The 18,028-nt window shown below is 58.8% G+C and carries 12 protein-coding genes and 1 tRNA gene; 11 read left to right on the plus strand and 2 right to left on the minus strand.

Going from position 1 to position 18,028, the window contains the following annotated elements:
* Positions 1-33: 33 nt before the first annotated feature.
* Positions 34-120 (minus strand) — tRNA-Leu (locus JFT63_RS27795).
* A 225-nt stretch (positions 121-345) separates the two neighbouring features.
* Here JFT63_RS27795 and rnr point away from each other — a divergent pair.
* The 7 genes from rnr to dnaB all read left to right on the plus strand — a co-directional run bounded on the left by rnr (position 346) and on the right by dnaB (position 7,608).
* Entirely contained in the window at positions 346-2,976 is a 2,631-nt protein-coding gene (gene rnr / locus JFT63_RS27800) for a ribonuclease R (RefSeq protein WP_198708450.1), read from the plus strand.
* The gene (rlmB, locus tag JFT63_RS27805) at positions 2,973-3,734 is read left to right on the plus strand and encodes a 23S rRNA (guanosine(2251)-2'-O)-methyltransferase RlmB (RefSeq protein ID WP_003188074.1); all 762 of its coding nucleotides are present in this window, start codon (positions 2,973-2,975) and stop codon (positions 3,732-3,734) included. Before rnr ends, rlmB begins: the two co-directional genes overlap by 4 nt.
* Before the next feature lie 294 nt (positions 3,735-4,028).
* Positions 4,029-4,445, plus strand: coding sequence for a 30S ribosomal protein S6 (gene rpsF / locus JFT63_RS27810; protein ID WP_005784250.1), 417 nt, complete (start codon positions 4,029-4,031; stop codon positions 4,443-4,445).
* A gap of 29 nt (positions 4,446-4,474) precedes the next feature.
* Positions 4,475-4,705: a 30S ribosomal protein S18 gene (gene rpsR, locus JFT63_RS27815; protein WP_002551829.1), complete on the plus strand. Its 231-nt coding sequence runs from the start codon at positions 4,475-4,477 to the stop codon at positions 4,703-4,705.
* Positions 4,706-4,741: 36 nt separating this feature from the next.
* A complete protein-coding gene (locus JFT63_RS27820) occupies positions 4,742-5,635 on the plus strand; it encodes a hypothetical protein (protein ID WP_198845199.1) in 894 nt (297 codons plus the stop codon).
* A gap of 18 nt (positions 5,636-5,653) precedes the next feature.
* Positions 5,654-6,100: a 50S ribosomal protein L9 gene (rplI, locus tag JFT63_RS27825; RefSeq protein ID WP_003171376.1), complete on the plus strand. Its 447-nt coding sequence runs from the start codon at positions 5,654-5,656 to the stop codon at positions 6,098-6,100.
* 110 nt (positions 6,101-6,210) lie between these two features.
* Positions 6,211-7,608 carry a replicative DNA helicase gene (dnaB, locus tag JFT63_RS27830; RefSeq protein WP_003188079.1) on the plus strand — a complete coding sequence of 466 codons (1,398 nt, stop codon included), beginning with the start codon at positions 6,211-6,213 and terminating at the stop codon, positions 7,606-7,608.
* Between the two features lie 13 nt (positions 7,609-7,621).
* Here the strand turns inward: dnaB and JFT63_RS27835 are convergent, their stop codons facing one another.
* Positions 7,622-13,429, minus strand: coding sequence for an NEL-type E3 ubiquitin ligase domain-containing protein (locus JFT63_RS27835; protein WP_198845200.1), 5,808 nt, complete (start codon positions 13,427-13,429; stop codon positions 7,622-7,624).
* 200 nt (positions 13,430-13,629) lie between these two features.
* On the opposite strand from JFT63_RS27835, the gene JFT63_RS27840 reads away from it, so the two are divergent.
* The 4 genes from JFT63_RS27840 to JFT63_RS27855 all read left to right on the plus strand — a co-directional run bounded on the left by JFT63_RS27840 (position 13,630) and on the right by JFT63_RS27855 (position 17,975).
* Positions 13,630-15,933 (plus strand): YgiQ family radical SAM protein, encoded by a 2,304-nt coding sequence (locus JFT63_RS27840; RefSeq protein ID WP_034125867.1) that lies wholly within the window; start codon positions 13,630-13,632, stop codon positions 15,931-15,933.
* 220 nt (positions 15,934-16,153) lie between these two features.
* Positions 16,154-17,074 (plus strand): hypothetical protein, encoded by a 921-nt coding sequence (locus tag JFT63_RS27845; RefSeq protein ID WP_057702596.1) that lies wholly within the window; start codon positions 16,154-16,156, stop codon positions 17,072-17,074.
* Positions 17,071-17,529: a hypothetical protein gene (locus JFT63_RS27850; RefSeq protein WP_186562760.1), complete on the plus strand. Its 459-nt coding sequence runs from the start codon at positions 17,071-17,073 to the stop codon at positions 17,527-17,529. The genes JFT63_RS27845 and JFT63_RS27850 overlap by 4 nt, the downstream gene beginning before the upstream one ends.
* A gap of 50 nt (positions 17,530-17,579) precedes the next feature.
* Positions 17,580-17,975: a hypothetical protein gene (locus tag JFT63_RS27855; RefSeq protein ID WP_057702598.1), complete on the plus strand. Its 396-nt coding sequence runs from the start codon at positions 17,580-17,582 to the stop codon at positions 17,973-17,975.
* Positions 17,976-18,028: the final 53 nt, after the last annotated feature.

Raw genomic sequence — 18,028 nt, forward strand, 5'->3', positions numbered from 1 at the left:
AAAAAACCCGCTTTCGCGGGTTTGATCTGAATTTGGTGCCCAGGAGAAGACTCGAACTTCCACGACCTTGCGATCACCAGCACCTGAAGCTGGCGTGTCTACCAATTTCACCACCTGGGCATTATCTGACAACGTTGCCGTCGTCGATGGCGCGCACTATACGGAGCGATATTTGAGCTGTAAACCCCTGCCATGAAAAAACCCTGGAAAATTTCACCAGCGGTCGTGCAAGGTGCGTGACGGGGGTCGTAAAGGTCTTTTAAACGCTTGTTGATACCTGAAATTTCCCGTTTCAATACGCGTATGCCAAACTAACCCACATATAGACAAGGTGAAAACTCTCTAATGGCCGATTGGCAGTCCCTCGATCCCGAGGCCGCTCGTGAAGCGGAAAAATATGAAAACCCTATTCCTAGCCGCGAACTGATCCTGGCGCACCTCGCCGATCGTGGTTCGCCTGCTAGCCGCGAGCAGTTGGTCGAAGAATTCGGTCTGACCACCGAAGACCAGCTCGAAGCCCTGCGCCGCCGTTTGCGTGCGATGGAGCGCGATGCTCAATTGATCTACACCCGTCGTGGCACTTACGCGCCGGTAGACAAGCTCGACCTGATCCTGGGCCGCATTGCCGGCCACCGCGACGGCTTCGGCTTCCTGATCCCGGACGACGGCAGTGACGATCTGTTCATGAGCCCGGCGCAAATGCGTCTGGTGTTCGATGGCGATCGCGCCCTGGCGCGCGTGTCCGGCCTGGACCGTCGCGGTCGTCGTGAAGGCGTGATCGTCGAAGTGGTGTCCCGTGCCCACGAGTCCATTGTCGGCCGTTACTTCGAAGAAGGCGGCATCGGCTTTGTGGTGCCGGATAACCCGAAGGTCCAGCAGGAAGTGCTGATCACCCCGGGCCGCAATGGCGCCGCCAAGGTCGGCCAGTTCGTCGAGGTGAAAATCACCCACTGGCCAACCGCGCGCTTCCAGCCCCAGGGCGATATCGTCGAAGTGGTCGGCAACTACATGGCGCCGGGCATGGAAATCGACGTTGCCTTGCGCACCTACGATATTCCTCACGTCTGGCCGGAGGCCGTGCTCAAGGAAGCCGCCAAGCTCAAGCCGGAAGTCGAAGAGAAAGACAAAGAAAAACGCATCGACCTGCGCCATCTGCCGTTCGTCACCATTGACGGCGAAGATGCTCGCGACTTCGATGACGCGGTCTACTGCGAAGCCAAGCCTGGCAAGCTGCGCCTGTTCTCGGGCGGCTGGAAGCTGTACGTTGCGATTGCCGACGTGTCCAGCTACGTGAAGATCGGTTCGGCCCTGGACAACGAAGCCCAGGTACGCGGCAACTCCGTGTACTTCCCAGAGCGCGTGATCCCGATGCTGCCTGAGCAGCTGTCCAACGGCCTGTGCTCCCTGAACCCGAAAGTCGACCGTTTGGCCATGGTGTGCGAGATGACCATCTCCAAAACCGGCGAGATGACCGACTACCAGTTCTACGAAGCGGTGATCCACTCCCAGGCACGCCTGACCTATAACAAGGTCAGCACCATTCTGGAAACGCCGAAGACCAGCGAAGCCAAGGCCCTGCGTACCGAATACGCTGGCGTGGTCCCGCACCTCAAGCAGTTGTACTCGCTGTACAAGGTGTTGCTGGGCGCGCGTCATACCCGTGGCGCGATCGATTTTGAAACCCAGGAAACCCGGATTGTTTTCGGCTCCGAGCGCAAGATCGCCGCTATCACCCCGACTACCCGTAATGACGCGCACAAGCTGATCGAGGAATGCATGCTGGCCGCCAACGTGGCCACTGCGGAGTTCCTCAAGAAGCACGAAATCCCTGCGCTGTACCGCGTCCACGACGGTCCGCCGCCGGAGCGTCTGGAAAAACTGCGCGCCTTCCTCGGTGAGCTTGGCCTGTCCCTGCACAAAGGCAAGGACGGCCCGACGCCCAAGGATTACCAGGCGCTGCTGGCCAGCATCAAAGACCGTCCGGATTACCACGTGATCCAGACCGTGATGCTGCGCTCCTTGAGTCAGGCGGTGTACAGCGCCGATAACCAGGGCCACTTCGGTCTCAATTACGAAGCGTATACCCACTTCACTTCGCCAATTCGCCGCTACCCGGACTTGCTCACGCACCGGGCGATCCGCAGCGTGATCCATTCCAAGCAGAACACCCCGCACGTCAAGCGCGCCGGTGCCATGACCATTCCAAAGGCGCGGATCTATCCGTACGACGAAGCGGCCCTGGAACAGTTGGGCGAGCAGTGCTCCATGAGCGAACGCCGCGCCGACGAAGCCACTCGCGACGTGGTGAACTGGCTCAAGTGCGAGTTCATGAAGGATCGTGTAGGCGAGTCGTTCCCGGGCGTGATCACCGCAGTAACCGGCTTTGGCCTGTTCGTGGAGCTGACCGACATCTACGTCGAGGGCCTGGTGCATGTCACCGCCTTGCCGGGTGATTACTACCACTTCGATCCTGTGCATCACCGCCTGGCGGGCGAGCGCACCGGTCGCAGCTTCCGCTTGGGCGATACCGTTGAAGTGCAGGTCATGCGTGTCGACCTGGACGAGCGCAAGATCGACTTCGGTATGCCTGACAAACCTGCTGAGCCGGCTGGCCGCAAAAAACGTGGCAGCGAAACCGCAGCGCCGGCTTCCAAAGGCAAGGCCGCTGGCGCGAAGACGGCTGCCGAGCCTGCACCTGCCAAAACGGGTCGTCGTTCTTCGGCCAAGGACAAGGCTCCTGAGGCCTACCGTCCAAGCGATGCCGCGGCAAAAAATGCCGAACTGCGCAAAAGCCGCGAGTTGAAGCAGCAGTTGCTCAACGAAGCCAAAAGCGGTGGTAAAGCGGCGTCTGGGGGAAAGTCCCAAGGGGCGGAAAAACCGTCGAGCAAGCCAAGTAAACATCGTAAAGGCCCGCCTAAAGCGGGCTCTGCCCCTGCGAAAAGCGGCGGGTCGCGCAAACCTAAGGCCAAGTCATGAGTCTGGAAAAAATCTACGGCGTGCACGCCGTAGAAGCACTGCTGCGTCACCACCCCAAGCGCGTCAAGCAGGTTTGGCTGGCAGAAGGTCGCAGCGAGCCGCGTGTGCAGGCGCTGGTCGAACTGGCCACCCAGAACAAGGTTGCCATCGGTCAGGCCGAACGTCGTGAAATGGACGTGTGGGTAGAAGGCGTTCACCAGGGCGTGGTTGCGGACGTCAGCCCGAGCCAGGTCTGGGGCGAGGCGATGCTCGACGAGCTGCTCGACCGTACCGAAGGCGCGCCGCTCCTGCTGGTGCTGGACGGCGTCACCGACCCGCACAACCTCGGCGCTTGCTTGCGTTCGGCAGATGCTGCCGGTGCGCTGGCGGTGATTGTGCCTAAAGACAAGTCGGCGACCCTGACGCCGGTGGTGCGTAAGGTCGCCTGCGGTGCGGCGGAAGTGATTCCGCTGGTGGCCGTGACCAACCTGGCGCGTACCCTGGAGAAGCTCCAGCAGCGCGGCCTGTGGGTCGTGGGCACGGCGGGGGAGGCTGAGGTCAGCATTTATGACCAGGACCTGACCGGCCCGACCATCCTGATCATGGGCGCCGAAGGCAAAGGCATGCGCCGTCTGACGCGTGAGCATTGCGATTACCTGGTGCACCTGCCGATGGCCGGTAGCGTCAGCAGCCTGAACGTGTCGGTAGCGACGGGCGTGTGCCTGTTCGAGGCCCAGCGTCAGCGTGGTGCCAAGGCTAAGGCCAAGCCCAAGAAGTAATCAAAATGTGGGAGCGGGCTTGCCCGCGATGACGGAGTGTCAGTCGGCAGAGATGTTGCCGGTGCCATGGTCATCGCAGGCAAGCCAGCTCCCACATTGGTGTTGTGGTGTTTATTCAGGATTGTTCAAATAATCACCAATTACCTTGCGCCGCTTCTCCCCCTTCTCTACAATTGCGCCCCTTGCCTTCCTGGCAGGCACGCATGTGCCTCCCCTGCGGCAAGATCCATAAGTGTCATTCACTCCTTGTCTGACCGTTTTTGAGCGGCAGGCTACAACCCGTAAGGAGCATTCATGCGTCATTACGAAATCATCTTTTTGGTCCACCCGGATCAAAGCGAGCAAGTCGGCGGCATGGTTGAGCGTTACACCAAGCTGATCGAAGAAGACGGCGGCAAAATCCACCGTCTGGAAGATTGGGGCCGTCGTCAACTGGCCTACGCAATCAACAATGTTCACAAGGCTCACTACGTGATGCTGAACGTTGAGTGCACTGGCAAGGCCCTGGCCGAGCTGGAAGACAACTTCCGCTACAACGATGCAGTGATCCGTAACCTGGTCATCCGTCGCGAAGAAGCCGTTACCGGCCAATCCGAGATGCTCAAGGCTGAAGAAAACCGCAGTGAGCGCCGTGAGCGTCGCGACCGTCCTGAAGAAGGTGCTGATGATAGCGCTGATGACAGTGACAACAGCGATAACGCTGACGAGTAATCCACGGACCTTATTAAGGAGCCTATCAAATGGCACGTTTCTTCCGTCGTCGTAAATTCTGCCGCTTCACCGCTGAAGACGTGAAAGAGATCGATTACAAAGATCTCAACACTCTGAAAGCTTATGTATCCGAGACCGGCAAAATCGTTCCAAGCCGTATCACCGGTACCAAAGCACGTTATCAGCGTCAGCTGGCCACCGCTATCAAGCGCGCCCGCTTCCTGGCCCTGCTGGCCTACACCGACAGCCACGGCCGCTGAGACCGGGCAGTCGACAAGTAGTAAGGGATTGAATGCATGCGCGCCTTAGCTGAGTTCATCATGCGCGGTCGTGTGCAGGCCACTCTGGTAGTGGCTGGCTGTGCGGCATTGCCGTTGCTTTATTGGTTGGGTGCTGCCGCAGGTTGCCTTGTGCTGCTGCGGCGCGGTTTGAAGGACGCCCTTGGCGTTCTTGCCCTGGGTTTGTTGCCGGCCTTGATCTGGTGGCTGCAAATGGGTGATCCACGGGTACTTCTGGTACTGCTGGGGTCATCAAGCCTTGCGTTGGTTTTACGCGCAAGTGAGTCCTGGGTCCGCACGCTGCTGGTCAGCGTGGCATTGGGGTTGGTGTACTCAGTGATGCTTAGCGCGGCTTTCCGCCCGCAAATCGAGGCGCTGTCGCAGGAAATCGTCAAGATCCTGCCGCTGGCCCTCGGGGATCTCTACCAGCAATTATCGGTAGATGAGCGAGCGCGGTTTGCGTCACTGATTGCTCCGGTCCTGACCGGCCTGATTGCGGCATTGTTGCAGGTCGTCAGCGTGCTGAGCCTGATTGTTGGGCGTTATTGGCAGGCGTTGTTGTACAACCCGGGTGGTTTTGGTCGCGAGTTTCGCAGTATCAGAATCCCCGCGGGGCCGGCGATGTTGCTGCTGGCGTGCATGGTTGTCGGGCCGAACTTCGGTCCACAGATGGCCTTGCTGGCGCCGATTTGCAGCGTACCGCTGGTGTTTGCCGGGCTGGCCCTGATTCATGGGCTGGTTGCGCGAAAGCGTCTGGCCAGGTTCTGGCTGGTGGGGTTGTACGTCACGCTGTTGCTGTTCATGCAGCTGATCTATCCGTTACTCGTGGTTCTGGCCATTGTCGACGGCCTGATTGATTTTCGCGGACGTCTGGCGTCGAAAGATGCCGATAGCGCGAACGGTGAAGGTTAAAAGTTAGAGGATTTTCACATGCAACTGATCCTTCTGGAAAAAGTCGCCAACCTGGGCAACCTGGGCGACAAAGTGAACGTTAAGGCCGGCTACGGTCGTAACTACCTGCTGCCATACGGCAAAGCCACCGCTGCAACCGCTGCCAACCTGGCTGCGTTTGAAGAGCGTCGCGCTGAGCTGGAAAAAGCCGCAGCAGACAAAAAAGCATCGGCCGAAACTCGCGCTGCCCAACTGGCTGAGCTGGAAGTGACTATCACTGCCACCGCCGGTGACGAAGGCAAGCTGTTCGGTTCGATCGGCACCCACGACATCGCTGATGCACTGACCGCCTCCGGCGTTGAAGTGCAGAAGAGCGAAGTTCGTCTGCCGAACGGCACCATCCGCAACGTAGGCGAATTCGACGTAGCCGTGCACCTGCACGCCGAAGTTGAAGCCACCGTACGCGTTGTCGTGGTAGCAGCTTAAGTCGCACCTAACTGACTGGCACCTCGCGTGTCAGCCGGTTAACATCGGGCACGATCCTGTTTACAGGTCGTGCCTTTTGTTTTTCTACACACCCCTAATTTCAAGTGGCCATGAACGAAATCTCCGCTCCTGAGCAATACGATCTGCAAACCGCTGCCCTGAAGGTGCCGCCGCATTCCATCGAGGCCGAACAGGCCGTGCTCGGTGGCTTGATGCTGGACAACAACGCCTGGGAACGCGTGCTGGATCAAGTCTCGGACGGTGACTTCTATCGCCATGACCATCGCCTGATCTTCCGCGCCATCGCCAAGCTGGCCGACCAGAACTCACCGATCGACGTGGTGACCCTGGCCGAGCAACTGGACAAAGAAGGCCAGACCTCCCAAGTGGGCGGCCTGGGCTACCTCGGTGAGCTGGCGAAAAACACGCCGTCCGTCGCCAACATCAAGGCGTATGCGCAGATCGTTCGCGAGCGCGCCACCCTTCGCCAGTTGATCGGCATCAGCACCGAAATCGCCGACAGCGCCTTCAACCCCGAAGGCCGCACCGCCGCCGAGATCCTCGACGAGGCCGAGCGCCAGATCTTCCAGATCGCCGAAGCACGGCCCAAGACCGGCGGCCCGGTCAGCGTCAACGACCTGTTGACCAAAGCCATCGACCGCATCGACACCCTGTTCAACACCGACGCGGCCATTACCGGTATTTCCACCGGCTACACCGACCTCGACGAAAAGACCAGCGGCCTGCAGCCGTCCGACTTGATCATCGTCGCTGGCCGTCCGTCGATGGGTAAAACCACCTTTGCGATGAACCTGGTGGAAAACGCTGTTTTGCGCAGCGACAAGGCGGTACTGGTGTACTCCCTTGAGATGCCGGGTGAATCGCTGATCATGCGTATGCTTTCGTCGCTTGGTCGTATCGACCAGACCAAAGTGCGTTCCGGTCAACTTGAGGATGACGACTGGCCGCGCCTGACCTCGGCGGTCAACCTGCTCAACGACCGCAAGCTGTTCATCGATGACACCGCTGGTATCAGCCCCTCCGAAATGCGTGCGCGTACGCGCCGTCTGGTGCGCGAGCACGGCGACATCGCGCTGATCATGATCGACTACCTGCAGTTGATGCAGATCCCGGGCTCCAGCGGCGACAACCGCACCAACGAGATTTCCGAAATCTCCCGTTCCTTGAAGGCGCTGGCCAAGGAATTCAATTGCCCGGTGGTGGCGTTGTCCCAGCTCAACCGTTCCCTGGAACAACGTCCCAACAAGCGTCCGGTGAACTCCGACTTGCGTGAATCCGGAGCGATCGAGCAGGACGCCGACGTGATCATGTTCGTGTACCGCGACGAGGTCTATCACCCCGAAACGGAACACAAAGGCATTGCCGAGATCATCATCGGCAAACAGCGGAACGGGCCGATCGGCTTTATCCGCCTGGCGTTCATCGGCAAGTACACGCGCTTTGAAAACCTGGCGCCGGGCAGTTACAACTTCGACGACGACGAGTAACTAACGGCCGAGATCATTCGGCCAGTTCTTGTCGAGTCAGCGTCTGGATCAGTTCTGCCTCTTCAATCGCGAGCAAGGCTTGCTGACTGTCGGTTTGCTCCTTGTAGGCGGTCTCGGGGAGTTGCTGCGCGGCAAAACTGTTGTGCAACGCCTCAAGACGTTCCTGATAAGGCTGGCGCTGTACTTCGAATTGCGCCTGGTATTTGTTGGTGATGTACACCTGCCAAAACTCCCTGGACACCAGCGCCTGGAATTCTTCGGGCGAGTTATCCAGCGCGATGACGGTTTCATAGGCGCTGTCCAGCATTGTCTGCGTAACACCGGCCAGTTGAGTGAAGGCGGTACTCGGCGGTTGCCCCGGCAGTTGCAGGCGCTCCTTGAGGCCATGACGATAGGCCAGCCTGATTTCGACTTCCTCGCCCAAACGGCGGCGGTGGGGGCGTTTGTCTGTTTCCGACACGGCCGGATCGTTGACGATGGCTTCGCTGCGCTGGATGTCGGCCGAGGCGATCTTGTCGACTTCATGCAAACGGAACAGGCCTTTGGATAATGTCGATAAGTGCACGCCTTGTGACTGATCCATGGCTTGGCTGCGCGCTCTGTAGACCAGCACGGTGGTCTCCAGGTTGCCGAAAGAGAAAGCCGCCCGATCACAACATGTTGGCTCTCCCGCGCGGTCGAAAATTTCCTTGCGCAGGGCTTCCGATTGCGGGCTGTTTTCGCTGATCGCGTCGATGACCTCCCACACTCTGCGTTGGTAATCTGCCTGGCCGGCGTCGAGGCGTTCGAGGCGATTGAGCAAGTTGAAGAAGGGGTCGGCGTTTGGTTGTTCACGCAGCACATTCCACTGCGTTCTCCTGGCGTGAAGCCGGTCTGGAGCAAGGCCTGCGGTTAAGCGGCGAAACGAGTCGTCGCCACGGTTTCTGAATGCACTTTGCCCTCTGTTTTGCAGGGCTGAAGTTACCAGGCGGTTCGGTCGTTCGGCGTCGGTTATACCCGCAGCGGTCAATCGCTCGCCGTACCTGGTAAGTCGCGCCAACGTGTCGTCGGACAATGGGTTGCGGGTCACGATAGTTATGTTATTGACGTGCGCTGATTGCGCCAGGCGAGCATCCGTCGGTTCGATGACAGAGTCTGGAATCTCTGAAATCCGATTACCCACCAGATTTATCGTGTCCAGTAACGGTTGCTCGCTCAGGCCGGTAGGCCAGGTATCGATACCTGTATTCCCCAGGTTGATCGAGCGTATATCCGGCATCTGGCTGAAGTCCGGTGCTATACCCAGCTGTTGATTTCCATTTATCCATAGGGCTCTGAGCGTGACGCGCTCGGACAGAATACGTGCGGTCTCCTGGGTCAGGCGGATCTGGTTGTTCTGCAGAAATAGTTTGGTAAGGCCATGCATTTCACCCAGCGCCGGGGGAAGTTCCCTGAGCTGATTGTCGGTCATGCTTAGCCAGCGCACGTGTCGGAATTGTGTGAGGAACCCCTCCGGAGAAGCACTCAGGCCCATATTGTTCAATTTGAGCGAGCCTACATGGCTGAAGTCAGCGTCTATATCCGGCAAACTCGACAGTCTCAGGCCACTGAGGTCGAGTTCCAGGCCGATCGGTGTTCCGTCATGGGCATGTACCTGGGGCGCTTCCCGTCTCCAGCAATTCAGGATGCGCTCTCGGGCGGTGTGTCTATCGTTTCGATTCACGGCGTTCTCCGCCAACTCGCCTGCGCGGATGTAGGCCTGGCGTTGCCCTCCACCTGAGAATACCCAAGCGCTTAACTGGGTCCGCAGTTGGCTGAGCTCGTGTTCCAGTCGGCTCAATTCAGCTTCCACTGTGGCTTCGGGAAAGCCCCATAAGAAGTCACGAGCCTGTCGCAGGGTCTTGCTCGGGTACATTTCGAGATAACGCTCCACCCGCGGATTCTTACAGTCAAAGGCCCCTTCGATTGCTCCAGCGATCAGGTCAGGGTGGTTGTCTTTCATGAGCCGCCAGTAGGTGTCGAATTTTCTCCAGTACTGGTCGGGGAAGGGGTTGCCCTGGAGCAGCGTGACGTTGTTGATTCTGGCAATGGCGGGGAGCTGGTCGATCGTCGGGTTCAAGTTTATCGCGGGAACCTCGCGCAATTGGTTGCTGAGCAAGTCCACTTTTGTCAGGCCGGTCTTGTTCTGTAGTCCGGTCGGCCACTGATCTATCTTTGTGCCCCTCAGGTCCAGTGTTTTCAGATTGGGCATTGCGCTGAAGTCGGGGGTTATCCCCAGCGGGTTTTCCGACAAGTCGATATGCTCAAGCCGGGTGAGTCCCGATAGCTTTAACGCGCTTTGCGCATCCAGCCGGATTCGATTCGAACTCAGGTTCAACGTAGTCAGGTTCCTCAGGTCGCCTACTGCGCCGGGGAGTTTGTCGAGGGTGGAGTGAGTAATGCGCAACCGTTCCAGGTGACGGAAATTGCCGATAAAGGTATCGGCCGTGTCCGACCAGTCAATTGATACCAGATCCAGTTCCAGTACATGGCTGAAGTCTGCTTTCAACGCCGGCAGCACTTTGGTACCCGAGGGCATTTTAAAGGACGTTCCGGTCTCTCGGCGCCAACAGCGTTTGATCTGCTCGGTCACGACGGTCGCCCAGCCGGCGGGTTGGGAGGTGTCCGCCCGCCCCCATGCCTTCAGCGCTTGTTTGAGGTTTCTATATTCGGCTTCCCGCTCAGTCAGCCCGCTTGCTACGTCGTCTCCCAGCGTGCGTATAAAAGCGCTTACCTGCTCGGCGTTAAAGGACGGGAAGAGCTTTTGCACGCGACGCTGCGGACTGAGCATCTGATGGGCGGCGGCAGTTAACCGGTCAGCCACTTGCCGGTGGAACGACCAGCCATGTTCCGAGCGGCGCATACCACCTGATGCGCCGACAACGGCGGTGACCCACAGGTTCGCCGCATTGCGCACAATGGCCCTGCTTTCGCCGGCCCGACTGCTGTTGTAGACGTTGCTCTCATCCATGGCCACTGGATCGTTCGGTTTGACAATGCGCCAGACTTTGCGGGGGCCGGAGGAGGCGTCCCGATCAAGCATCACCTGATAGGTACCCTTGTCGATGCTCACGTATTTACGCTGGTTTAACTCATGGATGCCGTCGGCATCGGCATTGTTCGGCAACTGCTTGTAGACAATGCGGAACGCACTGAGGCTCTGGCTCGAGAGTGGCAGCTCCCGCGAGGGCATCAGGAATTCGTGCAGATACGCCTGATGCACGCGGGCCTGTTTGAGCACATCTTGGGCCAGGCCGCTGGTGTCATGAATGGCGCGGCCGACATCAGCGCGTTGCGTGTCGGTAAGGGTGCGCAACGTCGCGCTGAGCAAGCTGTTTTCTCCGGCAGGTGCAGGCGCAAGCTCGCCGCTGTCTTGTAGGTAGCCGGCATAGCGGTTACCGGATTTGACCAGCATGACAAAACTGTCGGCGTCGTCATTGCCGTAGGTATCCAACAGCGCACCCCGACCCACAATATCGCCGGCCTGATCAGTTATGCCTTGATAGACCTGTACCCCGACATCGCTGGGCCAACCCGGCAACAGGGTCAGCAGGTTGCCGAACAGCGTCTCGCTTTGCCTGTTGAGCCCATGACCGCTGGGGTCAGACAGCGTACCCAGTGCCCCGATAATGAGGCTTTGCTGGCGGCCTTTATGAATGGCTTCGCGCACGGGGGCATCCAGAACGGAGTACGCACCGGCATCGCGTAACGATGGGTACCGTTGCAGCAGGTCGGCGGCCATGGCGCGAGATAGATCCGGGAAGCGCTGTTGCAAAAGGCTCAGCGCCGGGCTATCGACTGACGTCTGGGACGTGGGGTACTGATCCTCAATAGCCTGGATAAGTGTCGGGGCTACGGGCTGGCGGTCGAACCAGATATCCAGCAAGTCTTGGCGATCGATGCCGGCGACGTCCAGTGCGCGCCGGCAGGTTGTGGCGGTCAACGACAGCTGGCTAGGCGAGATCATCTGTTGCAGCACTTGAGCGTCATTCAGGGCACGGGTGTCGAGCGGGTCCAGTGCCCAATGCTGATGGTTGGGCAGGTAGATGACGTAGGGGCGCACGCTTGAAGCATCACCCGTCAGTCGATAGCGCCCGGTGCTGCTTTCCAGCGTGACCTCGGCGAATTTGCTGTGGTCGTTGACCTGCAGTTTGACGTAGCTACGTTGGTTTTTTTCAAACACGCCCTGATTGTTCCGCTCAACACCGCTCAGGTAATGCGGGTCGATGGGCCTGTCGGTTTCGACGAACCAGAGGCCAGGCTTGCCGTCGGCGGTGGTCGCGTACCTGGGGTTGCCCAAGGCATTCATGAGCTTGCGTGTGCGGCGCGCCGACAGTCTGCCGGCGACCCCCTGAATGCGTACGCCCACCAGCAGATCAAAAATGTCCCCCACGGCTTGCACCAACTCCGCCTGCCGCCCGCGACGCAATGCCGATATGGCCTCAGCGGTCTGATAGGCGAGGGTGCCGAGCATCGCCACCAGCATGACCTTGCTCAGTCCGGTGACACCACCGGGAACGGGGATCAGCAGCATCGACAGGGTTTCGCTGACCAGATAGGTGAGCAGGTCAACCGCGGCGTCGCGATCTGCGAGTTGATTGGTGCGCGCCAGTCGAATCAGGTCGGACTGGATGGGGCGAGCCTGATAAATAGGCAGAGTGTGAGCCAGGGAACCTGTGTCCGTGCGAATTTTTTCAACGGCCAGTTTTTGCCGGTTTGGGGTCTTGCTGGCGAACAGGTCATACAGGATACGGGCATGCCAGTAGAGTTCATCGCGATTGACGCTGAGCGGCTTGATAAAGGTTCGGATCGTTTCCTGTTCCTTCAAGGAAATCGCCTTCATGAACCAGCCGAAGCGTGCAAGGCCTACATCGTTGCGGATCTGGTTTTGCAGGGCGTCCACGGCCTCCTGGTGCGAGGCATGTCGGCGCAGCGCGCCGTCCGGACGGTCCGGAAAATAGCTGTAGACGCAAGAACCCTCTGGGCCCTCAACGTGCCGGGTAAAAAAAGGGATGGCAATTTTGTCGCCACCGGCGTTCAGCTGGTACAGGTCCCAGGGGGTGTTTTTGTCGAACAGAGCGCTTTTGAGGGCGTTGAATTCACGCTCACTGATGCTCCAGGCTTCACCAGTGCGGTAGGCGTCCCTCAGGGCGATCATCAGCTTGGTGCCTTGCAGGCCGAACAAAGCGGAGGACAGGCGTGCCTGGAATTCTTTTTCGATGTAATCGCTGATTCGTTTGCCGATATCGACGCTGCGTGCGACGGCGACGAAGTCCTTCACGCTGATCGCGTCGTCGCTGATGGTGCTGGCGCGTTGTTCTTCGGTGGAAAAGTAGGCGGTGAATCCGAAGTTACGGTGCGCGGCCTCCAGTAAGGTGATCGAGCGTTCATACTCCTGCACGGCAAGGTCTTCTTTGAAGATGCGTATTTTGTTGCTGAGAAGATCATTGGCCGGCAGTTCGTGCGGGGCGATGGGCAACTGCCGGACTCTGGTTTTCAGGTAAGTCGTCTGTGGGTTGATCGGCTTGCCGGCTTTGCGCCTCAGTGCGCTTTCCAGGGCCTCGGTCAGTTGCTGGTTCAAGTCGCGGTAGAAATCATTCAGGGCAGTGTTCAAGAGCTGCTCGCGCCGTGTCTGGTCTTTGCACAGGCGCAGGTATTCATTTTGTTCCTCCAGCGGGAGTTTGCCCATGAAGGCTGCCAGGCTCTCTTCCATGGTTTGCAGAATCTGCTGGTCGGACCAGCTTTCGCTGGTCAGTAAAAAAAACGGTTCAGCCTCAACGGTCGTGATGGGTGGGGTGGTCATGGTCTGTGCTCGTTGCGTCAAAGATTGAGCAACGTTAGAGCGGGCAATGTTGGAGGGAGGGGTACATACATCTTTGGACAAGGGCAGCCCTTGGCGGTATGAACCGGGCACGGATATTTCCGACCATGGCCGTCGGAATTGGTCAAAATTTGTGCTATATTCCGCGCCCGCGATTTTTCATCTCAACACCGGTCACCGTCATGCAAACAGCCAAGCCGTTATTTGACTATCCCAAGTACTGGGCCGAATGTTTCGGTCCTGCGCCATTCCTGCCGATGAGCAGGGAGGAGATGGATCAGCTTGGCTGGGATTCATGCGACATCATCATCGTCACCGGTGATGCCTACGTTGACCATCCATCGTTCGGTATGGCGATCATCGGCCGGCTGCTGGAGTCCCAGGGCTTTCGCGTCGGGATCATTGCGCAGCCGAACTGGCAGTCCAAAGACGACTTCATGAAGCTCGGCGAGCCGAACCTGTTCTTCGGCGTCGCGGCCGGCAACATGGACTCGATGATCAACCGCTACACCGCCGACAAGAAAATCCGCTCCGACGACGCCTACACTCCAGGCGGCATGGCCGGCAAACGCCCGGACCGTGCGAGCCTGGTGTACAGCCAGCGTTGCAAGGAAGCCTACAAGAACGTGCCGATCGTGCTTGGCGGCATTGAAGCTTCCCTGCGCCGTATCGCCCACTACGACTACTGGCAGGACCGCGTGCGCAACTCGATCCTGATCGATGCCACTGCCGATATCCTGCTGTACGGCAACGCCGAGCGGGCCATCGTCGAAGTCGCCCAGCGCCTGTCGTGGGGCCACAAGATCGAAGACATCACCGATGTGCGCGGTACCGCGTTCATCCGCCGTGATACGCCGGCCGGTTGGTACGAAGTGGATTCCACGCGTATCGACCGTCCAGGCAAGATCGACAAGATCATCAACCCGTATGTGAATACCCAGGACACCCAGGCCTGCGCCATCGAGCAGGAAAAAGGTCCAGTCGACGATCCGGAAGAAGCCAAGGTTGTGCAGATCCTGGCCAGCCCGCGCATGACCCGTGACAAGACCGTGATCCGCCTGCCATCGGTGGAAAAAGTCCGCGGCGACGCGGTGCTCTACGCCCACGCCAACCGCGTGTTGCACCTGGAAACCAACCCAGGCAACGCCCGTGCCCTGGTGCAGAAGCACGGTGAAGTGGACGTGTGGTTCAACCCGCCGCCCATTCCCATGACTACCGAAGAAATGGACTACGTGTTCGGTATGCCTTACGCCCGCGTGCCGCACCCGGCATACGGCAAGGAAAAGATTCCGGCCTACGACATGATCCGCTTCTCGGTGAACATCATGCGTGGCTGCTTCGGCGGCTGCACCTTCTGCTCGATCACCGAGCACGAAGGCCGCATCATCCAGAACCGTTCCGAAGAGTCGATCATTCGCGAAATCGAAGAGATCCGCGACAAGGTGCCGGGCTTTACCGGGGTGATCTCCGACCTCGGCGGCCCGACTGCGAACATGTACCGCATTGCCTGCAAGAGCCCGGAAATCGAATCCGCGTGCCGCAAGCCGTCGTGCGTGTTCCCTGGCATCTGCCCGAACCTGAACACCGACCACTCCTCCTTGATCCAGCTGTACCGCAGCGCTCGTGCGTTGCCGGGTGTGAAGAAGATCCTGATCGCTTCCGGCCTGCGCTACGACCTGGCCGTCGAGTCGCCTGAATACGTCAAGGAGCTGGTGACCCACCACGTGGGTGGTTACCTCAAGATCGCCCCGGAACATACCGAGGAAGGTCCGCTCAACCAGATGATGAAGCCGGGCATTGGCAGCTATGACAAGTTCAAGCGCATGTTCGAGAAGTACACCAAGGAAGCGGGCAAGGAGCAGTACCTGATCCCTTACTTCATCGCCGCCCACCCGGGCACTACCGATGAAGACATGATGAACCTGGCCCTTTGGCTCAAGGGCAACGGCTTCCGTGCCGACCAGGTGCAGGCGTTCTACCCGTCGCCGATGGCCACCGCCACCGCGATGTACCACTCGGGCAAGAACCCGCTGCGCAAGGTCACCTACAAGAGCGACGCGGTGACCATCGTCAAGAGCGAGGAGCAGCGCCGCCTGCACAAGGCGTTCCTGCGCTACCACGATCCGAAAGGCTGGCCGATGCTGCGTGAAGCATTGACCCGCATGGGCCGCGCCGACCTGATCGGGTCGGGCAAGGACCAACTGATCCCGCTGCATCAGCCGTCCACCGACAGCTACCAGAGCGCCCGGCGCAAGAACTCGACGCCGGCGGGCAGCCATAAGGTCGCCAAGGAAACCACCACCAGGATCCTCACCCAGCACACCGGCCTGCCGCCTCGTGGCAGCGACGGCAGCAACCCGTGGGACAAGCGTGAGCAAGCCAAGGCTGCGGCCCAGGCGCGCAATAAGCAGGCGGCCAAAGAGCGCAGCGATGCGGCCAAGGGCAAGGGCGGCAAGCCTACGCGCAAGCCGGTTGTGCCGCGTTGATCGACACCTGAAATGCAAAGCGCCAGCCTCGTGCTGGCGTTTTGCTTTCTGGTCGGAGGTGAGGCTGTTTGGTAAGGTGGCGCCCATTAGATTGCTATCGGGGGCAAGCCCCACTCCCACACTTGACTGAGTTCCAGCGTGAGAATGCATTCGAATGTGGGAGGGGGCTTGCCCCCGATAGCGTCACTCCAGTCTCCACCCTTTCAAGGAAGAACACCTCATGGGCAACCCCTTGCTCAACATCGGCATGGACTCCAACCGTTCCCAGTTCATGGCGCGCCAGCGCATTGAAGGCCAGATCAACCTGCCGCGCCTGTTTGCGGCCATCGACGCCGATCCAGGTATCGTTGGCGCAGGCGTCGTATACATCGACGCCGACTTCAACGTCATTACCCTGCGCGAATTCAAGCCCATCTGCAGCATCAGGCCCAAGCGCATCATTTTGCGTGAAGCGCAGAAGTACATTGCGCCAACGCAGTTTGCTCAACATGTCGTGAGCAATCCTCGAGAATCGCGACTGATTGGCGAAGCTGTGAATACCGGAGTCTCCTGCTTTGGGGCTGTCATCAGTTGGGCTGCGATCGCCAGTGGAACAATTCTGGTGCCTTTCAGTGCCGGGGCCAGTTCCGTCATCGTTGTGGTGGGGTATGCGGCTGCCGGCGCAAGTATGCTTCAGTGTTTCAACGGCATTGCTCGAACAGCGCTGGAGGTCGCCAAGCCTGAGGTAAAGGATTGGCTCGACAGTGAGGGCTGGTACCAGAATGCTTCTATTGTGCTGGACGCAGTATCACTGGTAGGCGTGAGCGCTTCGGCCCTGACGACGGTCAAGCTGGTCAGGGCCGCCAAAGCATCGACGGGCAAGAGTCTGCGTGACGTGCTTCGCGGGTTGAATCGCCAGGAAAGAGCCAAGCTGACGAAAGAACTGCTGAGCATCAACCATCCCAGCTTGACTGCGAAGATGCTCAAATTGAAGCAGGCGTCGGGTGAACTCACCAAGCGTTTTACCCCTACGCAGCTTAAGCACAGCACCACTACCCAGATCAAAGACGTCCTGGGCGCAAGCATAGGATTTGGCGGGAGTGCGTACTCCGGAAACGTCAATACCATAGCGATAGGGTTGTACGAGGAAATAAACGAATGAACGAGTTAATGACGCTACGCGACTTTTTCAGGCAATACTTTCTGACGTTTATGGGCGGCGTATTTGCTGCGTGTTTTTCTTTGGCATTGGCTGTGGCGCTGGCGTTCGTCACTTATTTTCGTGATGTGCCGCTGGCTCAAGTGGGGCTCAAGATCATGTTGGTCGGGGCGCTGCTCATTCTGTTGACGGTCCATAGCAACTTTATGATTTTGCGGGGCCGACCCTCGTGGGTGTGGGTAATGGTCGGTATCTACGTCGCTTGTCTACTGTTTGTAGTTCCGATGGTTCAATTCCAGCCTCACAAAGTTCTTTATGGGTTGGCGCTGTTATTCCCATTGCTCGGATTATTGACACTTAATAGCAAGGTTCAACGAGAGATGCGCACGAAACTCGTGGGAATCCGTCGCATTCGGCAGTCTGTCAAATCAACCGTCAGATCGAGTAGTCGCATGTGAAGGAGCCGCCTTCGATAAACAGATTCCTGGCGCGCTATTTCCCCGTATTCATGGGGACGATTTTCATGGCGATCTTCTCCGGCTCAGCTGCGGTTTCCATGGCTGGCGTGACCTATTTGCGCGGTGTTGATCCTGCGCTCAAGGCCAACTATTCAGTAGGCGCGATCCTGGTGCTAGTGGCAGCTCTTGTCTTTGGCAACGTCATGATCGCACGCGGCTATCCCTGGGCTACGCGGCTGGTAGCGGCGTACTTGGGCGCTTGTCTGTTGTTCGCACTGCCAATGATTCAATACGATCTCAACAAGCTGGTCTATGGCTCGGCTGTACTCGTTCCGCTGTTGGGGTTACTGCTGCTCAACAGCAAGCGCCACCGCGAAATGCGCAAAAAACTGTCCGAGATACGCCATCTGCGCCAAGCCGCAATCGCAAAGCGCAAAGCCCGTTGATTGGGTAGATTCACCACCTGCACTCAACCTGGCGCTACAAATGTGTGCAGCGC

This window comes from Pseudomonas sp. MF7453, assembly GCF_016405455.1.
Lineage (GTDB): Bacteria > Pseudomonadota > Gammaproteobacteria > Pseudomonadales > Pseudomonadaceae > Aquipseudomonas > Aquipseudomonas paralactis.

What these genes read in the sequence shown, in the direction of transcription:
- rnr (WP_198708450.1), top strand. Translation starts at nt 346, where the DNA reads ATGGCCGATTGGCAGTCCCTCGATCCCGAGGCCGCTCGTGAAGCGGAA.
- rlmB (WP_003188074.1), top strand. Translation starts at nt 2,973, where the DNA reads ATGAGTCTGGAAAAAATCTACGGCGTGCACGCCGTAGAAGCACTGCTG.
- rpsF (WP_005784250.1), top strand. Translation starts at nt 4,029, where the DNA reads ATGCGTCATTACGAAATCATCTTTTTGGTCCACCCGGATCAAAGCGAG.
- rpsR (WP_002551829.1), top strand. Translation starts at nt 4,475, where the DNA reads ATGGCACGTTTCTTCCGTCGTCGTAAATTCTGCCGCTTCACCGCTGAA.
- JFT63_RS27820 (WP_198845199.1), top strand. Translation starts at nt 4,742, where the DNA reads ATGCGCGCCTTAGCTGAGTTCATCATGCGCGGTCGTGTGCAGGCCACT.
- rplI (WP_003171376.1), top strand. Translation starts at nt 5,654, where the DNA reads ATGCAACTGATCCTTCTGGAAAAAGTCGCCAACCTGGGCAACCTGGGC.
- dnaB (WP_003188079.1), top strand. Translation starts at nt 6,211, where the DNA reads ATGAACGAAATCTCCGCTCCTGAGCAATACGATCTGCAAACCGCTGCC.
- JFT63_RS27835 (WP_198845200.1), bottom strand. Translation starts at nt 13,429, where the DNA reads ATGACCACCCCACCCATCACGACCGTTGAGGCTGAACCGTTTTTTTTA.
- JFT63_RS27840 (WP_034125867.1), top strand. Translation starts at nt 13,630, where the DNA reads ATGCAAACAGCCAAGCCGTTATTTGACTATCCCAAGTACTGGGCCGAA.
- JFT63_RS27845 (WP_057702596.1), top strand. Translation starts at nt 16,154, where the DNA reads ATGGGCAACCCCTTGCTCAACATCGGCATGGACTCCAACCGTTCCCAG.
- JFT63_RS27850 (WP_186562760.1), top strand. Translation starts at nt 17,071, where the DNA reads ATGAACGAGTTAATGACGCTACGCGACTTTTTCAGGCAATACTTTCTG.
- JFT63_RS27855 (WP_057702598.1), top strand. Translation starts at nt 17,580, where the DNA reads ATGGGGACGATTTTCATGGCGATCTTCTCCGGCTCAGCTGCGGTTTCC.